The sequence below is a fragment of the Actinomadura rifamycini DSM 43936 genome (genome assembly GCF_000425065.1).
GTDB lineage: Bacteria > Actinomycetota > Actinomycetes > Streptosporangiales > Streptosporangiaceae > Spirillospora > Spirillospora rifamycini.
Map to the genome: position 1 here is coordinate 1 of NZ_AULB01000033.1, position 15,455 is coordinate 15,455.

The following is a 15,455-nucleotide window of genomic DNA, read 5'->3' on the forward strand; positions in this document are numbered from 1 at the left end:
GATCCGCCCCGTCCGCCAAGACGAGCCCGCACCGCAGGCCGCGGTCTTCCCGGCCTGGCTGCGCCAGCGCATCGAGGCGGTGATCTGGACCCTGAAGAACCAGCTCGGACTGGAACGCCACGCCGCACGCACCACCGAAGGACTCTGGACACGCCTGTGCCAGCGCATCTGCGCCCTCAACGCCGCCATCTGGCACAACTGGCTGATCGGCGCCCCGGTCAAGCGGTCACTGATCGCATACGACCACTGACCGGGGACACTCAACAACCCCCATCAACGATCTGAGCCCCGCGATGCTGCACGGCGTCGCGATCGGCGTCGCCGCCGCGCTCGTCGCGATCCACCGCGCCGGGCTCGTCCACCGCGACCTCAAGCCCGGCAACGTCCTGCTGTCGATCACCGGGCCGCGCGTCATCGACTTCGGCATCGCCCGCGCCCTCGACGAGACCGACCACCACACCGGCACGGGGCAGCTCATCGGGACGCCCGGGTGGATCGCCCCCGAGCAGATCACCGGACGGGAGGTCACTCCCGCGGCGGACGTGTTCGCGTGGGGCTGCCTCGTCGCGTACGCGGCCACCGGCGGCAACCCGTTCGGGCGCGGATCGTTCGAGCTGCTGTCCGCGCGCGTGCTGCACGCCGAGCCGACGGTCGGGAACCTGCCGGACCCGCTCGGCGGGCTCGTCCGCGCCGCGCTGAGCAAGGAGCCCGCGCACCGGCCCGCCGCCCGCGACCTGCTGCTGGCGCTCGCCGGGGGCGACACCGACGCGGACGCCGCCACCGCGCTCGACGCGCGCCCGGCGCTCCGGGACGCCCGTCCGGACGTGCCCGCGGACGCGGAGGCGGCGCCGGAGCCGCCGAACACCGCGCTACCGAACACTGCGCTACCGAACACCGGGCTGCCGAACACCGGGCTGCCGAACACCGTGCCGCCGACCACCCCGCCGACCCTGCCGTCCGCCGGGTCCGCGGCGACCGGGACGACCGGGACGACCGGGGGGCACCGGCTGCCCGAGCTGCCGCCGCTCGTCCCGCCCGCGTTCGTCCCGCCGCCTGCGGCGCCGCCCGCACCGCCCGAGCCGCCGCGGCGGCTCGGGCGGACGCTCGCGGTGGCGGCGGCGGTCGCGCTCGTCGCGGCGGTGTCGGCGGTCGGGGTGCTGGAGTGGCGGTCGTCGCTGCCGCCGGACGATCCGCTGCTCGTCGCGGTCGGACTGGACGAGGGCTGCGCCGACGCGATCGGCCTGCACGTCCCCGGGGCGGACGGCCCGAAGCGGCTCGTGTCCGAGGTGTGGTGCGTCCAGAACCCGCAGTGGTCGCCCGACCGCGCCCGCATCGCCTTCACCCGGTCGGACTCCGCGGGGCACTCGGCGTGGACGATGAACCGCGACGGCACCGGCCTCCGGAAGGTCGTCGACATGGCGGGTCCCGCCACGTCGTGGACCCCGGACGGCGCCGGGCTGACCTACGTCGGCGAGCGGGACGGCCGCGAGGGCGTCTTCACCGCCGCCGCGGCGACCGGGAAGATCGAGCAGGTCGCGACGGTGCGGAAGGGCGACGCGCGGTTCCACGACCCGGCGTGGTCGTCCACGGGGCTGCTGGCGTTCTCCTACCGCGAGGACGACGGCCCCCCGCGCCTCCACATCGTCGACCCGGCCGCGCCGGAGGAGTGGCGCGCGGTGACGCCCGACGGGGTGGACGCACGCGCGCCGTCCTGGTCGCCGGACGGCTCGACGATCGCCTACACCGCCCTGGAGCCCGGGATGCGGGACGGCGGCCCGGAGAACCGCGACATCTGGCTCATCAGCGCGAAGGGGTCGCCGAACCGCCGCGAGCTGGACGTGCCGGGAAGCGCCGTCCACCCCACGTGGTCGCCCGACGGCCGGTGGATCTGCTACGTCCACGACGGGGAGGACGTCCGGGCGGCGCGGACGAACGGCGACGACGACCGCTCGCTGGCCCCCGAGGGCGACTCCGGGACGATCACCATGCCCGACTGGTCGTGACGCCCGTCAGGCGGTGAGGGCGTCGAGGCGCTCCAGGATGACGCCCTCGCGGAGCGCCCACGGGCACACCTCGAGCTCGGTGAGGCCGAACAGGTCCATGGCGGCGTCGGCGACGACGGCGCCCGCGGCGAGCTGCGGGGCGCGCCGCTCGGACACGCCGGGCAGTTCGGCGCGCTCGGCCGCGGGCATCTTCGCGAGCCGCTCGGCCCACTCGGTGACGTCGGCGCCGCCGAGCACCCGCCGCTGGAACGGTCCCTCGGACGTCGGCGCGGCGCCGCCGATGCGGGCGAGCTGCTTGAACGTCTTGGACGTCGCGACGGCGTGGTCGGGCGGCCCGTAGCGGGCGACGTCGCCGACGTGCCGGGCGATCTCCGCGCGGACGTGCCGGCGCAGCTTGCGCACCTCGTCGGGGGGCGGCGGGTCGCCGGTGAACCAGTCGCGGGTGAGGCGGCCCGCGCCGAGCGGCAGCGAGAACGCGGCGTCGGGCTCCTCGTCGATCCCGACGGCGATCTCCAGGGAGCCGCCGCCGATGTCGACGACCAGCAGCCGCCCCGAGGACCAGCCGAACCACCGGCGGACGGCGAGGAACGTCAGCCGCGCCTCGTCCTCGCCGGACAGCGACTCGATGCCGACCGCCTTCTCCTCCCGGATGCGGGCCAGCACCTCCTCGCCGTTCGCGGCGTCGCGGACGGCCGAGGTGGCGAACGCGACGAGGTCCTCGACGCCCTTGTCCTCGGCGATCTGCAGCGCCTCGTCGACGAACTCGCGCAGCAGCTTCTCGCCCTCTTTGGAGAGCCGGTCGCCCTCCTCCAGATGTGCGGCGAGCCGCAGTTCCGCCTTGTGGGAGTATGCGGGAAGCGGGCGCGCCCCCCGGTGGGCGTCCACCACCAGCAGGTGGACGGTGTTCGAGCCCACGTCCAGCACGCCGAGTCTCATGCCCCCGAAAATATCGGACACCGTCCGGCACGAACCGGCGGAGGGCGGACAAAGCGCGTACGAAAAGGGATGGAAGTCCCTAGCCGATAGGCTGGCGACCATGGCGGAACGGGAATGGCGGGTGCCCGTGGCGCAGGCGGCGGCGAAGTGGGCCGCGGCCGTCGCCGTCGCCGCCCTGGCCGCCGTGTCGGCCGACGACCGCCAGTTCCTGCTGCTCGCCGCCGCGGCGGCGGTCGGGCTGGCCGCCCTCGCGCTGCGCGACGTCCTCGCCCCCGTGCGGGTCGCGGCCGACACCGCGGGCGTCACCGTGGTGGCGGGCTACGCGGGGCGGCGGCGGATCCCGTGGGGCGAGGTCGCGGCCGTCCGGGTGGACGAGCGGCGGCGGCTGCTGCTCGGCACCCGCTTGCTGGAGATCGAGACGGCCGACGACCTGCACCTGTTCAGCCGGTTCGACCTGGGCGCCGAGGTCGACGACGTCGCCGCCGCCCTCGGCGCGCTGCGTCAGGGCAGCTCGTCCGGGGTCGGGTAGGACGGCTGCGCGCCCGGCCGCCGGACCGCTGCGGCGCCCGCCCGCGCGGCGTACGCGGCGGCCTCCCGCAGGCCGTCGCCGCGCGCCAGCCGGAGGCACAGCGCGGCGGTGAACGCGTCGCCCGCGCCGGTGGTGTCCACGGCCTCGACCCGCGGGGACGGGACGGCCGCCGTGCCGGACGCGTCGGCGACCAGCACGCCGTCGGCGCCGAGGGTGACGACGACCGAGCGGGGCCCGCGCTCCAGCAGGGCCCGCGCCATCGCGGCGGGCTCCCCGGGCTCCCCGCCGCCGAGCAGGTACGCCGCCTCGTGCTCGTTGACGACGAGCGGGTCGCACAGGGCGAGCAGGTCGGTCGGGACGGGCGCGGGCGGCGACAGGTTCAGCACGACCCGGCCGCCCGCCTCCGCGGCGGTGCGGGCGGCGGCCTGCACCGCCGGGAGCGGCACCTCGAGCTGGAACGACACGACGGCCGCGCCCGCGATCATGTCGCGGGCGGCGGCGACGTCGGCCGGGGAGACCCGGGCGTTGGCCCCGGGCGACACGATGATGCTGTTGTCGCCGTCCGGGCCGATGGTGATCAGCGCGACGCCGTTCGGGCCGGGCGTCGTGGTGAGGTGGGCGAGGTCGACGCCGTCGGCGGCGAGCGCGTCCCGCAGCAGGCGGCCGTGGCCGTCGTCGCCGACCCGGCCGACGATCCCGGTGCGGGCGCCGAGCCGCGCGGCGGCGACCGCCTGGTTGGCGCCCTTGCCGCCCGGATGGACGGCCAGGTCGGAGCCCAGCACGGTCTCCCCCGGCGCGGGCCGCCGGTCCACGGTGACCACGAGGTCGGCGTTGACCGAGCCGACGACGACGACTTCCCACATCACGGTGCTCCTCCGGCCTCAGTCGGTGACGAACTGCTGCGCGTTCTCACGGGTGGCGATCTTGACGGGCACCGGCGCGTCGGCCGGGACGTCCTCGCCGCCCGCCGCCTTCAGCGCGCTCTCCACGGCCATCTTCCCGAGCAGCCGCGGCTGCTGCGCGACGGTCGCGTTCATGCTGCCGTTCCGCACCGCCTCGATGCCCTCCGGGGTGCCGTCGAACGCGACGACCTTGACGTCGCCGCCCGCCCGGTCGCCGAGCGCCTTGATCGCGCCGAGCGCCATCTCGTCGTTCTCGGCGAACACGCCCGTGATGTCCGGGTGGGACTGGAGCAGGTTCGTCATGACGTTCAGGCCCTTGGTGCGGTCGAAGTCCGCGGGCTGCTTGGCGACGACCTCGATGCCGGGGTGCTCCGCGATGCCCTCGGCGAAGCCCTGCCCGCGCTCGCGGGACGCCGACGTGCCCGGCTGCCCCTGCAGGATCACGATGCGGCCCTCGCCGCCGAGCTGCCGCGCCGTCTCCTCGGCCGCGAGCCTGCCGCCCGCGACGTTGTCGGACGCGACGAGCTGCGCGACGTCGGCGCCGTTGACCGTCCGGTCCGCGGCGATCACCGGGATGCCGGCCCGGTTCGCGGCCTGCGCCGCGGGCGCGGCGGCGTCGGAGTCGACCGGGTTGACGATGATCGCCTCCATGCCCTGGCTCGCGTAGTTCTGCACCTGGTTGACCTGCTGCGACGCGTCGTTCTGCGCGTCCGAGACGGTCAGGTCGACACCGAGCCGCTTCGCCTCGGCCTGCGCGCCGTCGCGGAACTGCACGAAGAACGGGTTGTTGAGGGTGGAGACCGAAAGCCCGATCTTGGTGCCGCCGCCGGCGGCTCCGCCGCCGTTGCCGCCGGTCAGGGCGAGGCCGGCGGAGAGCGCGACGATCACCGCGACGGCCGCGCCGCCGCCCGCCCAGAACGTCCGGGGGCCGAACTTCACGCCCCGGCGCCGGACGGTGTCCAGCAGCACGGCGAGCGCGATGACGACGCCGATGACGACCTGCTGCCAGAACGCCGACACCGACAGGAGGTTCAGGCCGTTGCGCAGCACCGCCAGGATGAGCGCGCCGACCAGGGTGCCGAACGCGCGGCCCTTGCCGCCCGACAGGCTCGCGCCGCCGATGACGACCGCCGCGATCGCGTCCAGCTCGTAGCCTTCGGCGGCCTGCGGCTGCGCGGACGCCAGCCGCGACGCGAGGACGATGCCCGCGACGGCCGCGAACGCGCCCGACAGGGCGTAGGTGACGAGCTTCTGCCGGTCGACGCGGATGCCGGACAGCCGCGCGGCCTCCTCGTTGCCGCCGATCGCGTACATCGCGCGGCCGCTGTAGGTGCGGGCGAGGATCAGCGCGGTCAGCAGCCCCATCACGATCATGACGAGGACGGGGACGGGCAGGTACTCGCCGATCGTGTCGCCGAGGCGGGTGACCGCGCCGGGGAACGCGATCGGGCTGCCGTCGGAGATGACCAGGGCGAGGCCCCGGGCGATGCCGAGCATCGCGAGCGTCGCGATGAACGGCGGCAGCTTGCCGTAGGTGATCAGCACCCCGTTGACGAGCCCGGCCGCGAGCCCCGCCGCGACCGCGAGCACGAGCGCGACCGGCCACGGCATGCCCTGCCCGGTGGCCGTCCAGGCCAGGACCACCGCCGACAGCGCGGCGACCGAGCCGACCGACAGGTCGATCCCGGCGGTGACGATCACGAACGTGGCGCCGAACGCCAGGATCGCGACGACCGCGGCCTGGACGCCCACGTTCAGCAGGTTCGTCACCGTGAGGAAGTCGTCGGAGGCGACGGCGAGGGCCAGCACCAGGATCACCAGGCCGGCCAGCGCGCCGTTCTCGCCCAGCAGCCGCGCGGCGGTGCGCAGCGCGCCGCCGTCCCGCTCTCCCTCCGGCCGCTTGCGCAAGGTTTCAGTGGACATCGCTACTCCCAGACAAGTTCATTCCGCCACGTCGCCCTGGCCCGATACGGCCAGTGCCATGACCGCGTCCTGCGTCGCCTCGCCCGCCGGCAGCTCGCCGGCGATCCCGCCCCGCGCCATCACGAGGATCCGGTCGCTCATCCCCAGCACCTCGGGGAGGTCGCTGGAAATCATCAGCACCGCGTGCCCGGAGGCGGTGAGGTCGTTGACCAGCCGGTAGATCTCGACCTTCGCGCCGACGTCGATGCCGCGCGTCGGCTCGTCCAGGATCAGGACCTTCGCGTCGGCCAGCAGCCACTTGCCGATCACGACCTTCTGCTGGTTGCCGCCCGACAGGGTGCGGACCTCCTGGGCGAGCCCGCTCATCCGCACGTTGAGCCGCCCCGCGATCTCGCCCGCGCCGCGCCGCTGCCCGGCGCGGTCGACGACGCCGCCGCGGCTGGCGCGGCCCAGCGTGACCAGGCCGAGGTTCTCCTGCACGTCGGCGCCGAGGACGAGCCCCTGCCCCTTGCGGTCCTCGGGGACGAGCCCGAGCCCCGCCCTCATCGCGGCCTGCACGTCGCCGGGCGGCAGCGCGCGGCCGTCCACCCGGACCTCGCCGGCGTCCGGGCGGTCCGCGCCGAAGACCGCGCGGGCGACCTCGGTGCGGCCCGCGCCGACCAGCCCGGCGAGCCCGACGACCTCGCCCGCGCGGACCTCGAACGAGACGTCCCGGAAGACGCCAGCGCGGGTCAGGCCGCGGACCTCGAGCAGGGCCGGGCCCGGCTCGGTGCGCTCGCGCGGGTACTGCGCGTCGATCGGGCGGCCGACCATCAGCCGGACGAGCTCGTCCTCGGGGGTGTCGGCGGGCACCTCGGCGACCGAGCGGCCGTCCCGCAGGACGGTCACGCGGTCGCCGATCCGGGGGATCTCCTCCAGGTGGTGCGTGATGAAGATGACCGCCACGCCCTCGTCGCGGAGCCGGGCGACGATCTCGAACAGCCGGTCGACCTCGCCGGTGGTGAGGACGGCCGTCGGCTCGTCCATGATCAGCACCCGGGCGTCCTGGCCCAGCGCCTTCGCGATCTCCACCATCTGGCTGCGGGCGATGCCGAGCCCCGCCATCCGGTCGGTCGGCTCCGCGGCGACGCCCACGCGCGCCAGCAGGTCGCGGGCGGCGGCGTTCATCGCGCGCCGGTCGACGAGCCCGAAGCGGCGCGGCGGCCGGCCGAGGAAGAGGTTCTCGGCGACCGACAGCTCGGGGACGAGGTTGAACTCCTGGTAGATGGTCGCGATGCCGAGGTCCTCGGCGTCCTGCGCGGAGCGGATCCGCACCGGCCGGCCGTCCACCTCGATCGCGCCCTCGTCGGGCCGGTGCGCGCCGGACAGCGTCTTGATCAGCGTGCTCTTCCCGGCGCCGTTCTCGCCGAGCAGCACGTGGACCTCGCCGGGGCGCAGCGCGAAGTCCACGCCGTCCAGCGCCACCACGCCGGGGAACGTCTTGCGCAGGCCCCGGACGCGCAGGATCTCACCGTCGTCTGCACTGCTCATCGCGGGCGCCTCCCTTCGGTCTCGTCGGATCCCTGTTCGTGCTCTGCGGCCGGTGCGCCGGGCCCGGCGGGCCCGGCGGGCTCTCCGCAGGAGCGGCGCACCACCAGCCGCGCGTCCAGCACCACCGGCTCCACCGGGCGGCCGTCGATGCGGTCCAGCAGCGCCCGGACCGCGCGGCGGCCGAGGTCCTGCACCGGCTGGCCGATCGCGGTGAGCGGCGGGTCGAGATGGGTGAACCAGGGGACGTCGTCGTAGGACGCCAGCGCGACGTCCCCCGGGATCGCGAGGCCCCGCGCGCGGATCTCGTCCAGCGCGCCGAGGGCCATGAGGTTGTCCCCCGCGAAGATCGCCTCGGGGGGTTCGGGCAGGTCGAGCAGCCGCGCGGCGCCGGCCCGCCCGCTGGCCGCCTGGAAGTCGCCGGCCTGCACGTAGTCGGGGCGGACGGGGAGCCCGCACGCGCGCAGCGCGGCGGTGAACGCCTCCGTGCGCTCCCGGCCGGTCGACAGCAGCGCCGGCCCGGACACGAACGCGATCCGGCGGTGGCCGAGCGCCGCCAGGTGCGCGACCAGCTCGCCGATGGCGGCCGTCCCGTCCGCCCGCACGGTGGGGACGTCCAGGCCGGGGAGCGTCCGGTCGAGGAACACCAGCGGGCCGCCGTCGCGGACGACGTCGCGCACCAGCGGGGTGACCTCGGCCGTCGGGCACAGCAGCAGGCCGTCCACCCGCTGCTCGAGGAGGGTGCGGACGTAGTGGTCCTGGCGTTCGGCCCGCTCGTCGGCGTTGCCGATGACCACCGAGTACCCGGCGGCGCGCGCCTCGTCCTCGACCGCGCGGGCCAGTTCGGTGAAGAACGGGTTGAGGATGTCGCCGATGACCAGGCCGATCGTCCGGGTCGTGTCGGTGCGCAGCGAGCGGGCGACGGCGTTGGGCCGGTAGCCCAGCTCCTCGACGGCCGCCAGCACCCGCGCGCGCGTCTCCGCCGTCACCCGGGCGCTGTCGTTGAGCACCCGGGAGACCGTCGCGACCGACACGCCCGCACGGCGTGCGACCTCCTTGACGCCGGCCATCCCGCCTCCTCGCGCGTTCGACGTGTAATCGTTTTCACGATGGTTCTTGTAAACGTTTACACGACCGGCCGCGTTTCCCGCAAACCGCACGGCCCTCCGGCGGGTCACCGGAGGTGCAGCTCCGCGAGATCGACGACGGCCGCGAGTTCCTCGACCGTCCGGTAATAGCCCCGCCCCACGAGCGCCCCGCCCTTGGTCACCAGCAGGGCGCCGTCCCCCCGGACGCCCATGAACTCCGCCCACACCCGGTGCGCCCCCGCGAGCCGCACCGCCGCCACCTGCAACCCGCCCGGCCCGATCCAGCTCGCCCGCTCATCCCCCATGCACAGAACGTTACGATCAAGCACTCTGCGGAGTTGCGGCAGGGTGGGGCGGAGGTCAGCCGGTATAGAGGCCGGGTTCGCACGCCTCGGACGGGAGCGTGTCGATCGCGCGGACGTCGTCCGGGTCGAACGCCGGCGTCCACCGCCGCGAGCCGTCGTCGGCGACGACCGTCCCGGGGCCGGCGAAGCGGGCCGACCCGAGACCGGCGGAGCCGGACGCCGCGCCGCCCGTATCCGGGTCGCCCGTGTCCGGGTCGCCCGTGTCCACAGCCAGTACAGGCCGTCCGCCCCGACCCAGCGGAACGGGTTGGCGAGGCCCGCGCACGCGGCCGCCGAGAGCAGCGCTCCGACGCCGACGCCCGTACGCCTCATGCGCACCTCCGGTCGCCGGTTCCGATGCCGGCGGCGGGCGGAGGGTTCGGCCGCCGCGCGGCCGAGTGCGGACGGAACCCCGCGGGTAAGGGGTGCGTCGGAGGGACGTCCGGTCCGTCGCCCGGGGAGGGGTCGTCGTGCGGGGAGGAATCCTGCGGGGAGGGGGCATGGCCGTGCGGTCGCTGGTCGCGGTCGCGGTGCTCGGCGCCGCGCCGGCCGTCGTGGGGTGCGGCGAACCGGAGGCGCGGACGGTCGGCGATCCGGCGCCGGGCGAGCCGAGGCTCGGCGACCGGACGGTGCGGGCCGGGGAGGAGTTCACCCTCGCGCCCGGAAAGGCGGCGCGGACGGCCGACGGGTTCGCCGTCCGCTTCACCGGCGTCCCCCGGGACGGCCGGTGCCCGCAGGAGGTGCAGTGCGTCTGGGAGGGCGACGCGACGGTGGCCGTCGAACTCACCGCCGCGCGCACGGCGCCCGTCACGCGGGAGCTGCACACCAGCCGGCGGTTCGCCGCCGAGGCGACCGCCGGCGGGCGGACGGTGCGCCTGCTGGGCCTGGCCCCCGCGGCGCGGCGGGACGGGGTGCCCGCCGCGGAGTACCGGGCCCGGATGGTGATCCGCTGATCAGGCCCCGGCGTCGAAGGCGGCCGGGTCGGGACCGACGCGGGAACCCTTCTCCAGCTCGCCGATCCGCTTCATCTCGTCCGCGGTCAGCTCGAAGCCGAAGACGTCGATGTTCTCGGCGATGCGGGACGGCGTCACCGACTTCGGGATGACGACGTTGCCGAGCTGCAGGCTCCACCGCAGCGCGACCTGCGCGGGCGTGCGGCCGTGCGCGCGGCCGATGTCGGCGAGCGCCGGGTCGTCCAGCAGGCCCTGCCCCTGCCCGAGCGGCGCCCACGCCTCGGTGCGGATGCCGTGCTCGGCGTGGAAGGCGCGCAGGCCCGGCTGCTGCAGGTAGGGGTGCAGCTCGATCTGGTTGACCGCCGGGACGACGTCGGTCTCGTCCACGATGTGCCGCAGCGTCTCGACGGTGAAGTTCGAGACGCCGATCGAGCGGGCGCGCCCGTCCCGCCGCAGCTCCTCGAACGCGCGCCACGTCTCCAGGTACGTCCCGCGCCGCGGCATCGGCCAGTGGATCAGGTACAGGTCGACGTAGTCGAGGCCGAGGCGCTCCAGGCTCGCGTCGAAGGCGCGCAGCGCGCTGTCGCGCCCCTGGTCGCTGTTCCACAGCTTGGTGGTGACGAACAGCTCCTCGCGCGGGACGCCCGACGCGCGCAGCGCCCGTCCCGTCCCGCGCTCGTTCCGGTAGACGGCGGCCGTGTCGATGCTGCGGTAGCCGTTCTCCAGCGCCGTCGTCACGGCCTGCTCGGCCTCGTCGTCGGGCACCTGGAAGACGCCGAAGCCGAGCTGCGGCATGGCGCGGCCGTCGATGAGGTCCACGTTCGGTACGGTCACGGTTCCGTCCCCCTCTGGCGTGCACGTGCGCCGGCATCGTGCCCGGTGGACGGCGTCCGAATCGGGTGCGATGCCCGCGATGGCGGAAACCTTGATCTTATCCGCGCCCGGACGGCCCCCGCCGGTCCCGGGCCCGTCAGCCGACCGTCAGCAGCGTCTTGCCGACGACCGCGCGCGCCTCGATCGCGGCGTGCGCCTCGGCGGCGCGCTCGAGCGGGAACGTGCAGCCGACGACCGGCGCGAGCCGCCCGGCGGCGGCCTCGGCCAGGGCGCGCTCCGCCCGCTCCCGGCCGCCCGTCCGCAGTTCCATGAGCTGCTCCAGGCCGATGACGGTGACGCCGCGGCGGGCCGCCTCGTCCGGCGGGATCCGGGTGGGCGCTCCCCCGGCCGCCCCGTGCACGGAGAACCGGCCGCCCGCCGCGGTCGCGTCGAACGCCGCCCGGCCGATCGCGCCGCCCACGCCGTCGAACACCACGTCGGCCCCGCCGCCGGTCAGCTCGACGACGCGCTCCGTCCAGCCGTCGCGGGTGTAGTCGACCGCGGCCGCGCCCCGCTCCCGGACCGCCGCGGCCTTGCGCTCCCCGCCCACCGCCCCGACGACGCGTGCCCCGGCGGCGAGCGCGAGCCCGACCAGCAGGCTCCCCACCCCGCCCGCCGCCGCCTCGACCAGGACCCGGTCGCCGGCGCGGACCCCGGCGCGCTCGAACAGCCCGAGGGCGGTCGCGCCGTCGGGCTGCAGGGCCGCGGCCCGCCGCAGGTCCAGGCCGTCCGGGACCGGGAGGAGCGCGGCGGCGTCCGCGACCGCGAGCTCGGCGTTGCCGCCGTCGCCGGCGGCGGTCGGGGCCGCGACCCGGCGGCCGAGCCACCCGGGGTCGACGCCGGGTCCGGCGGCGGCGACGCGGCCCGCGACGCCGCCGCCGGGGACGTACGGGGGCACCGGCAGCGGCGGCCCCGGGCTGACGCCCCGGCGCAGCTGCGTCTCGACGAAATTGATCTCGGCGACGGCGACCGCCACCACGACCTGCCCGGGGCCCGGCACCGGGGCCGGCGCCTCTCCCGGCACCAGGACCTCCGGCCCGCCGAACCGTTCCACACGCACGACCCTCATCGGGACTCCCTCATCGATCTTCGTGACGCGGACCATCCTGGGACCTCGAGCGGACTTGAGGTCAAACTCGGGTGGACGTGGATCGGCCGGTGTGCGAGGCGGGCACATGAGGAACCGCCCCCGGGCACGGGCCCGGGGGGCGGTTCGAGCGCGGTTCCGGCCGCCGGTCAGGCCGTGCCGTGGAACGTGTGCTCGCCGGAGCCGACGGTCACCGGCGCGTCGCGGCCGGGGACCCGCACCTCTGCGGTGCTGCCCGCCGGCACGGTCACCTTCAGGGTGACGCGGCCGTTCTTCAGCCGCCACGACGAGCGGGCCTCGCCGAAGGGCGTCCGCCGGGTGGCGGAAGCGCTGGTCAGGTCACCGACGACGGACGGCGCGATCAGCAGCTTCCGGTAGCCCGCCGAACCGTCGGCCTGCCGGATCCCGGCCAGGTGGCCGCTGAACCAGGCGTCGATCGCGCCGAGCATGAAGTGGTTCTGCGACTGGCCGCTGCCGCCGTCCCAGGTCTCGCCGAGCGCGGTGTTGCCGTGCTCGACCTGGTACCCGTAGCTCGGGCTGTCGGTCTGGGTGGCGACCTTGTAGAGGACGTCGTCGGGCAGCACCCGCAGCGCGGAGGGCAGCGAGATCTCGCCGAGGACGAGGTTCCAGCCCTTCTCCTCGATGGACCCGATCAGGTGGTCGAGCAGCCGCTGCCGCTGGTCGTCCGGGACGGCGCCCATGTCGAGCGCGATCGCCTCCGCGCCGTGCCCGCCGCCGCCGAACGTCCCGGTCTCCGGGTCGTACAGCTCGTCCGCCAGGGCCTTGGCGCTGAGGTCGGCCTTGGCCCGGAACGCGGCGGCCTCGGCGGGCTCGCCGAGCGTGTCGGCGATCTTGGCGAGGGTGTTGTTGAGGCTCCACCAGCCGAACGTGCCCGAGACGAGCTTCGGGAACGTGCGGTCGGGGCTGAACCAGTCGCCGAGCGTGTAGTCGGTCAGCCCGTTCTCGACCCGGCCCTCGATGTGCGCGGCGTACCGCTTCATCTGCGGGTAGTACGTCCGCATCGTCTCGACGTCGCCGTACTCCTGGTACAGCTGCCACGGGACGTGGACGAACGCGCCGCCCCAGTTCGAGTCGTCCCGGTACGAGCCCGCCAGGATCGTGTAGTCCGGGACGGTCGAGGGGATGAGGCCCGTCTCGGTCTGCGCGTCCGCCATGTCCTGGACGACCTTGCGCAGATGCGCGTGCACGTCGTAGTTGGCGGCGAGGGTGGGGCCGACGAGGTGGTCCTGCTCCAGCCAGCCGAGCTTCTCGCGGCTCGGGCAGTCGGTGAAGACGCTCATCATGTTGCCCTCGACGGCGCGGCGGACCAGCCCGTGGATGCTGTTGATCAGGCCGTTCGACGAGTCGAACGAACCGGCCGAGTCGTTGTCGGCGTGCAGCACCTGGCCGTTGACGCGGATCGACGCGCCCTTCGGCAGCCCCTGGACCTCCAGGTAGCGGAAGCCGTGGTAGGAGAACCGCGGGTGCCAGGTCTCGGGACGCGACGACCGGGTGGTGTACTCGTCCCAGATCGGGGCGCCCACGTTGCTGATCGACTGGTTGACGCGCCCGTCCTTGAGGCTCTCGGCCGGCAGGATCCGGACGGACGTCCCGGCGGGCGCGTCGATCGTGATCTCCGGGCGGCCCGCGATGTTGCGGCCGACGTCGAACACCTTGTAGCCGTCGCCGGAGCCGACCTCGCGGCCCCGCAGCTCGTCGATGACGCGGACCGGCTCGGACATCCGGCCGGCCAGCGGGCCGGGCGCCGCCACCGGGACGGCGTCCTCCCAGCCCTTGCGGGACGCGCCGGGGCGGTCCCAGCCGGGGCGCTCGCGGCGGGCGTCGTGGTCCTCGCCGCCGTACCAGTTGGAGAAGGTGACGGGCCCGAGGACGGTCTTCCAGCTCCCGTCGCTGACGATGCGCCGCACCGACCCGTCCCGCAGCGTCACCTCGAGCTGCGCCATCACCTTCGGGTCGCTGAAGGTGTCGGCGAACTTGCGGTACCGGTCGGGCGTGGAGACCACGTTGGCGATGCCGTTGCCCAGCTCGACGCCCAGGGTGTTGCCGCCGGAGCGCAGCATCTTCGTCACGTCGTAGGTCGCGTACTGGACGCGGTCGGCGAAGTCGGTGTTGGCCGGTTCGAGTTCGGCGTCGCCGATGCGGCGGCCGTTCAGCCGCGCCTCGTAGACGCCGAGGCCGGCGATGTAGAGGCGGGCGCCGCGGACGCCGGCCGGCAGCCGGAAGTCCTTCGCGAAGATCGGCATGGCCTCCGGGACGAGCGCCGCCGGCGGCTCCCGGTCCGCGACCTCCTTGCGGGTGGTGAACGGGCCGTCGGCGGCGTCGGCCGTGCCGACCGCGAAGTCGGCGGGCGTGTGCGGCGCCCGGCCGCCCTCGCCGGGCAGGTCGGTGCGCGGCCACAGGACGACCTGGTCGAACGAGCGCGCCTCGCGGAGGTCGACGGTGAGCGTCAGCGGCTCGTCGGACAGGTCCGCGTCGCCGTGCGCGGAGCTGCGCCAGCCCGCCCGCTCCTGGTTCGTGGTGCGGGTGCCGTCGGTCAGGTGCCGCGTCATCCACTTGCGGTTGACGTCCCCGCCGGTGTCGGACGCGGTGACGGTGCGGCCCTGCGCGAGGTTCGTGTCCGGGTCGCCGGAGTCGCGCACCTCGAGTTCGGCGAGCGCCAGCCGGTAGGCGTCGCCGTCGAGGGTCTCCTCGAGCGGCAGGCCCAGCCCGGTCACGTTCAGCCGGACGAACCGGGCGGTGGTGTCCGGCAGGTCCACCACGATCGGGGCGGGCTCCTTGTCCTTGATCTGCCAGTCCTCCTGGGTGATCCAGCGGCCCTGCCAGTCGCTCTGCGCGGTCAGGCCGGTCTCGAACCAGGACGGCGACGACCACCCGGAGGGCCGCCCGTCCGTCCAGACGCGGACCCGCCAGTACACGCGGGTGCGGCTGCCGACCTTCTTCCCGGCGTAGTCGGCCTGCGGGAACGCCGACTCGACGCGGCCGGAGTCCCACAGGTCGGGGCGCCCGCGGTGCAGCGACCGCTCGCTGGTGGCGGCCTGGATCTGGTACGCGGTCTGGAGGACGTTCCGTCCGCCGCGCAGCTGCCAGGTGAGCGGCGGGGTGGTGTCGTCGATCCCCATGGCCTCGTTCAGGTGGAACGCCTCCAGCCCGACGGGCCGGACGCCGCCCGCGGCGTGCGCGGGCGCGGACACGAGCGTCAGCGGAAGCGCGACGGTGATCGCCGCGGCGGCGAGCCCGCGCAGTTTCTTCTTGGGCAGGTTTTCGGGCAC

Annotated in this window: 13 protein-coding genes and 1 pseudogene; 4 read left to right on the forward strand and 10 right to left on the reverse strand. The window is 75.1% G+C overall.

Going from position 1 to position 15,455, the window contains the following annotated elements:
* A pseudogene (locus H505_RS50720) lies at positions 1-250 on the forward strand (IS982 family transposase); the annotation flags it as partial.
* Between the two features lie 31 nt (positions 251-281).
* On the forward strand, positions 282-2,003 hold the full coding sequence (locus H505_RS48130; RefSeq protein WP_341849572.1) for a protein kinase domain-containing protein: 1,722 nt from the start codon (positions 282-284) through the stop codon (positions 2,001-2,003).
* A 6-nt stretch (positions 2,004-2,009) separates the two neighbouring features.
* Here H505_RS48130 and H505_RS0127980 read toward each other — a convergent pair whose 3' ends face one another.
* Positions 2,010-2,939, reverse strand: a complete 930-nt coding sequence (locus H505_RS0127980; protein WP_026404625.1) for a Ppx/GppA family phosphatase — start codon at positions 2,937-2,939, stop codon at positions 2,010-2,012.
* Positions 2,940-3,039: 100 nt separating this feature from the next.
* On the opposite strand from H505_RS0127980, the gene H505_RS0127985 reads away from it, so the two are divergent.
* On the forward strand, positions 3,040-3,468 hold the full coding sequence (locus H505_RS0127985; protein WP_026404626.1) for a PH domain-containing protein: 429 nt from the start codon (positions 3,040-3,042) through the stop codon (positions 3,466-3,468).
* Here the strand turns inward: H505_RS0127985 and H505_RS0127990 are convergent.
* The 6 genes from H505_RS0127990 to H505_RS0128015 all read right to left on the reverse strand — a co-directional run bounded on the left by H505_RS0127990 (position 3,441) and on the right by H505_RS0128015 (position 9,481).
* Positions 3,441-4,331 carry a ribokinase gene (locus H505_RS0127990; protein WP_026404627.1) on the reverse strand — a complete coding sequence of 297 codons (891 nt, stop codon included), beginning with the start codon at positions 4,329-4,331 and terminating at the stop codon, positions 3,441-3,443. The two genes, H505_RS0127985 and H505_RS0127990, sit on opposite strands and share 28 nt — an antisense overlap.
* Before the next feature lie 18 nt (positions 4,332-4,349).
* The gene (locus H505_RS0127995) at positions 4,350-6,293 is read right to left on the reverse strand and encodes an ABC transporter permease/substrate-binding protein (protein ID WP_026404628.1); all 1,944 of its coding nucleotides are present in this window, start codon (positions 6,291-6,293) and stop codon (positions 4,350-4,352) included.
* A gap of 18 nt (positions 6,294-6,311) precedes the next feature.
* Positions 6,312-7,823 (reverse strand): sugar ABC transporter ATP-binding protein, encoded by a 1,512-nt coding sequence (locus tag H505_RS0128000; RefSeq protein WP_026404629.1) that lies wholly within the window; start codon positions 7,821-7,823, stop codon positions 6,312-6,314.
* A complete protein-coding gene (locus H505_RS44770) occupies positions 7,820-8,890 on the reverse strand; it encodes a LacI family DNA-binding transcriptional regulator (protein ID WP_051301252.1) in 1,071 nt (356 codons plus the stop codon). Before H505_RS44770 ends, H505_RS0128000 begins: the two co-directional genes overlap by 4 nt.
* Before the next feature lie 104 nt (positions 8,891-8,994).
* Positions 8,995-9,213, reverse strand: coding sequence for a hypothetical protein (locus H505_RS0128010; RefSeq protein WP_026404630.1), 219 nt, complete (start codon positions 9,211-9,213; stop codon positions 8,995-8,997).
* Between the two features lie 55 nt (positions 9,214-9,268).
* Positions 9,269-9,481 (reverse strand): hypothetical protein, encoded by a 213-nt coding sequence (locus H505_RS0128015; protein WP_026404631.1) that lies wholly within the window; start codon positions 9,479-9,481, stop codon positions 9,269-9,271.
* Between the two features lie 271 nt (positions 9,482-9,752).
* Between H505_RS0128015 and H505_RS44775 the strand changes: the two genes are divergently transcribed.
* A complete protein-coding gene (locus tag H505_RS44775) occupies positions 9,753-10,205 on the forward strand; it encodes a hypothetical protein (RefSeq protein ID WP_034520211.1) in 453 nt (150 codons plus the stop codon).
* Here H505_RS44775 and H505_RS0128025 read toward each other — a convergent pair whose 3' ends face one another.
* From H505_RS0128025 to H505_RS0128035, 3 genes are all read right to left on the reverse strand, one after another.
* A complete protein-coding gene (locus H505_RS0128025) occupies positions 10,206-11,000 on the reverse strand; it encodes an aldo/keto reductase (protein ID WP_051301261.1) in 795 nt (264 codons plus the stop codon).
* Between the two features lie 175 nt (positions 11,001-11,175).
* Positions 11,176-12,147 carry a zinc-binding dehydrogenase gene (locus H505_RS0128030; protein ID WP_026404633.1) on the reverse strand — a complete coding sequence of 324 codons (972 nt, stop codon included), beginning with the start codon at positions 12,145-12,147 and terminating at the stop codon, positions 11,176-11,178.
* 167 nt (positions 12,148-12,314) lie between these two features.
* Complete coding sequence (locus H505_RS0128035; protein WP_211238577.1) at positions 12,315-15,455, reverse strand: family 78 glycoside hydrolase catalytic domain; 3,141 nt, start codon at positions 15,453-15,455, stop codon at positions 12,315-12,317.

Excerpts from the sequence above, each read along its gene's own strand:
- H505_RS0127995 (WP_026404628.1), bottom strand. The coding sequence starts at position 6,293 with ATGTCCACTGAAACCTTGCGCAAGCGGCCGGAGGGAGAGCGGGACGGC.
- H505_RS44770 (WP_051301252.1), bottom strand. The coding sequence starts at position 8,890 with ATGGCCGGCGTCAAGGAGGTCGCACGCCGTGCGGGCGTGTCGGTCGCG.
- H505_RS0128025 (WP_051301261.1), bottom strand. The coding sequence starts at position 11,000 with ATGCCGCAGCTCGGCTTCGGCGTCTTCCAGGTGCCCGACGACGAGGCC.
- H505_RS0128010 (WP_026404630.1), bottom strand. The coding sequence starts at position 9,213 with ATGGGGGATGAGCGGGCGAGCTGGATCGGGCCGGGCGGGTTGCAGGTG.
- H505_RS0127985 (WP_026404626.1), top strand. The coding sequence starts at position 3,040 with ATGGCGGAACGGGAATGGCGGGTGCCCGTGGCGCAGGCGGCGGCGAAG.
- H505_RS0127980 (WP_026404625.1), bottom strand. The coding sequence starts at position 2,939 with ATGAGACTCGGCGTGCTGGACGTGGGCTCGAACACCGTCCACCTGCTG.
- H505_RS44775 (WP_034520211.1), top strand. The coding sequence starts at position 9,753 with ATGGCCGTGCGGTCGCTGGTCGCGGTCGCGGTGCTCGGCGCCGCGCCG.
- H505_RS0128000 (WP_026404629.1), bottom strand. The coding sequence starts at position 7,823 with ATGAGCAGTGCAGACGACGGTGAGATCCTGCGCGTCCGGGGCCTGCGC.
- H505_RS0128030 (WP_026404633.1), bottom strand. The coding sequence starts at position 12,147 with ATGAGGGTCGTGCGTGTGGAACGGTTCGGCGGGCCGGAGGTCCTGGTG.
- H505_RS0127990 (WP_026404627.1), bottom strand. The coding sequence starts at position 4,331 with ATGTGGGAAGTCGTCGTCGTCGGCTCGGTCAACGCCGACCTCGTGGTC.